The organism is Candidatus Methylomirabilota bacterium (assembly GCA_036005065.1).
In the GTDB taxonomy this organism is placed as follows: Bacteria; Methylomirabilota; Methylomirabilia; order Rokubacteriales; family DASRDR01; genus DASYQW01.
In genome coordinates, this window is sequence record DASYQW010000176.1 from 1 (window position 1) to 2,542 (window position 2,542).

Genomic DNA, 2,542 nt, shown 5'->3' on the forward strand with positions numbered 1-2,542 from the left:
GGCCCCGTGGCGCCTCGTGAGCGTCGAGGCGGTCGACTCCTTCTCGGGCCAGCGGGAGTGGGTGCGGCTCGCCGCCGACCTCGGGACCGACCGCGCCGTCACGGTGGAGATGTCACGCGAGAGCTTCGTCGCCAAGCCGAGCCGGCGCGTCCTCTTCTACCCGGACGCGGAAGCGCTCCAGGCCGGCCGGCCCGGCCTCGTCGTCGCCTACGTGAGCATCCCCGACAGGGTGCCGGAGTTCGGAAGGCGCGCCGACCTGGAGGAGCACTTCCGGCGGGCTCGTGCCCGCCTGCCGCCGCGCTAGATCCTGGGAGGGGGCCTCGACGGCCCCCTCCGAAGGGACTAGCCGGCCCCGGCGTGACGGCCGAGGGTCTGGAGGTGCGTCATCGGGCCGTAGAGGGCCTGGAGACGCGCCCACTCCTCGGGATCGTAGAAGCGGCAGCGCCCGAGCCCGAAGGCCTTGGCGACCTCCAGGCAGAACCGGGTCGCCAGCTCGATGTCGGCGGGCTGCGAGGCGCCGGTGGCCGAGCCGGGCACGGCCACCTCGGCGGTGAGGGCGACGCCCACGACGGGCGCGTCGGTGGCGGTGGCCGGCTGGAGGATCGAGTTGATGTGGTAGAGGTCGTTGCCGTAGGGCGTGATGTCGGGCATCGAGAGCGGCAGGACGACGGGGGCACGGCCGGTGACGACCTGGTAGAGGTCGAGGAGGTCGTCGGCCGGCCGCAGGATCCACCCGGCGCGGACGGTCGGGGAGATGGCGATTCCACGGTGGTTGACCACGCGATTGCCGCGGGTCGTGTCGACCGAGAGGATCGCCTCCATCGCCGGGTGCACCTCCTCACGATTGAGCGTGGTCATGTCCACCGGGGCGCTCATCATCGGCACCGGGGCCCGCGCCTGGGTCGGCGCGTCGGGGCAGATGTGAGTGGCGATCCGGACGTCGCCGGGGAGTCGATCGCCCTTGCTCAGCATCCGGCCGAGCTCGAGGGCGCAGGCGATCGCGGTGACGGCGCCGTCGGCGTCCGACACCAGTCCGATCTGCGCGGGGCGGGCGCCGATGCCTCCCAGGCGGCCGATGATGCCGAGGGTGGGCGCGTCCCCGCCGGCGGCGCGCCCGCGGGCGCCCGGGACGGTCACCCGCAGGAGGTCGGTTCGCCCCCGCGGGCCCACCAGGGTTCGCACCTCGACGTCGTCGCACCCGGTCCGGCCGAGCTCGCCGGCGACCTCGCGGCCGGTGACGGTGGCGGCGTCGAGAAGCTCGAGCGCGTGGAGGACGGCTCCCAGCGGCATCGGCCCCTCACCATACCACGAGGGCCGAGATGCCCGGGATCAGGCCGGGACCACGCGTGACCGCAGGCGGCGCGCGTCGCGACCGATATGGAGATTGCGCCGACCCGGGGCGGGTGCTACAACTGGACCCGACGCGGACATCGGGGCGCGGACAGCTATGCAGAGCGTCTCCATGCTGGTGGCGTTCTCGGCGGGGATCTTCTCGTTCCTCTCGCCGTGCGTTCTCCCGCTGTTCCCCTCCTACCTCTCCTTCATCACCGGGATGTCGCTCGACCAGCTCCAGCACGGAGCGAGCCGGGGCGCCGAGCGCCGCCAGGTGATCGGGCACTCGCTGGCCTTCATCCTGGGCTTTTCGATGGTCTTCATCGGCATGGGCGCCTCGTTCAGCGCGCTCGGCCAGCTCCTGATCGAGCAGCGGGATCTGATCCGCCAGATCGGGGGCGTCCTCATCATCGTCTTCGGGCTGTACATCGCGGGAGCGCTGCCGCTCGGATGGCTCGGGCGGTACCGTCAGTTCCAGCTCCGCTCCAAGCCGGCCGGCTACGTGGGGTCCTGGCTGGTGGGCGTGACGTTCGCGATCGGCTGGACGCCCTGCGTCGGACCGATCCTCGGCTCCATCCTCTCGCTGGCCGGCACGGCCGAGACGGTCTCGACCGGGATCGCGCTCCTCGGCGCCTACTCGGCCGGTCTGGCCTTGCCGTTCTTTCTCTCTTCGCTGGCGCTCGGCGCCTTCCTGGTGGCGTTCCAGCGCTTTCGCCCGTGGATCCCCATCGTCGAGCGGACCGCCGGCGTGGTGCTCGTCATCGTCGGAATCCTGGTCCTGACCAACTACTTCATCGTCCTCAACTCGTACGCGATCGGCCTGACACCGGAGTGGCTCCTCAAGCGCCTCTAGGTCATTTCGGGGGGGTCTCGGAAGACCCCCCCGATGCCCCCCCTCCCGGGCCCACGCCCTTTGACAACCTAGGAGTGTGTCGGAGTAACGAGCGCCCAGGACCGAGCATGCTCTACACCGAGCAGCGGTCCGAGCGGCGGCTTCGCCGCCGCAACCCCTCCTGGGGGAGGTTTGGGAGGGGGCCGTCGAGGCCCCCTCCCATGATCTAGCGGCGGGCCAGGCTGAGCAGGCGGCGGTAGAGGCGCTCCCGCCGGGAGCCGGCCGGCACCGCTCGGACGCGCAGGCGGTGGAATCGCTCGAGCAGCTTCCAGCCGAGGCCGGCCTTGATGTCCGCCAGATGGGCGTCGAGCTGGGCGA

Annotated in this window: 3 protein-coding genes; 2 read left to right on the forward strand and 1 reads right to left on the reverse strand. The window is 71.8% G+C overall.

Annotation, left to right across the window (positions count from 1 at the left end):
• On the forward strand, positions 1–304 hold a 304-nt coding region (locus tag VGW35_13100; GenBank protein HEV8308592.1), incomplete at its 5' end, for a hypothetical protein.
• Positions 305–342: 38 nt separating this feature from the next.
• On the opposite strand, the gene VGW35_13105 is transcribed toward VGW35_13100, so the two are convergent.
• Positions 343–1,290 carry a DUF1177 domain-containing protein gene (locus tag VGW35_13105; protein ID HEV8308593.1) on the reverse strand — a complete coding sequence of 316 codons (948 nt, stop codon included), beginning with the start codon at positions 1,288–1,290 and terminating at the stop codon, positions 343–345.
• A 157-nt stretch (positions 1,291–1,447) separates the two neighbouring features.
• Here VGW35_13105 and VGW35_13110 point away from each other — a divergent pair, with 157 nt between their 5' ends.
• Entirely contained in the window at positions 1,448–2,185 is a 738-nt protein-coding gene (locus VGW35_13110; protein HEV8308594.1) for a cytochrome c biogenesis protein CcdA, read from the forward strand.
• Positions 2,186–2,542 lie beyond the last annotated feature (357 nt).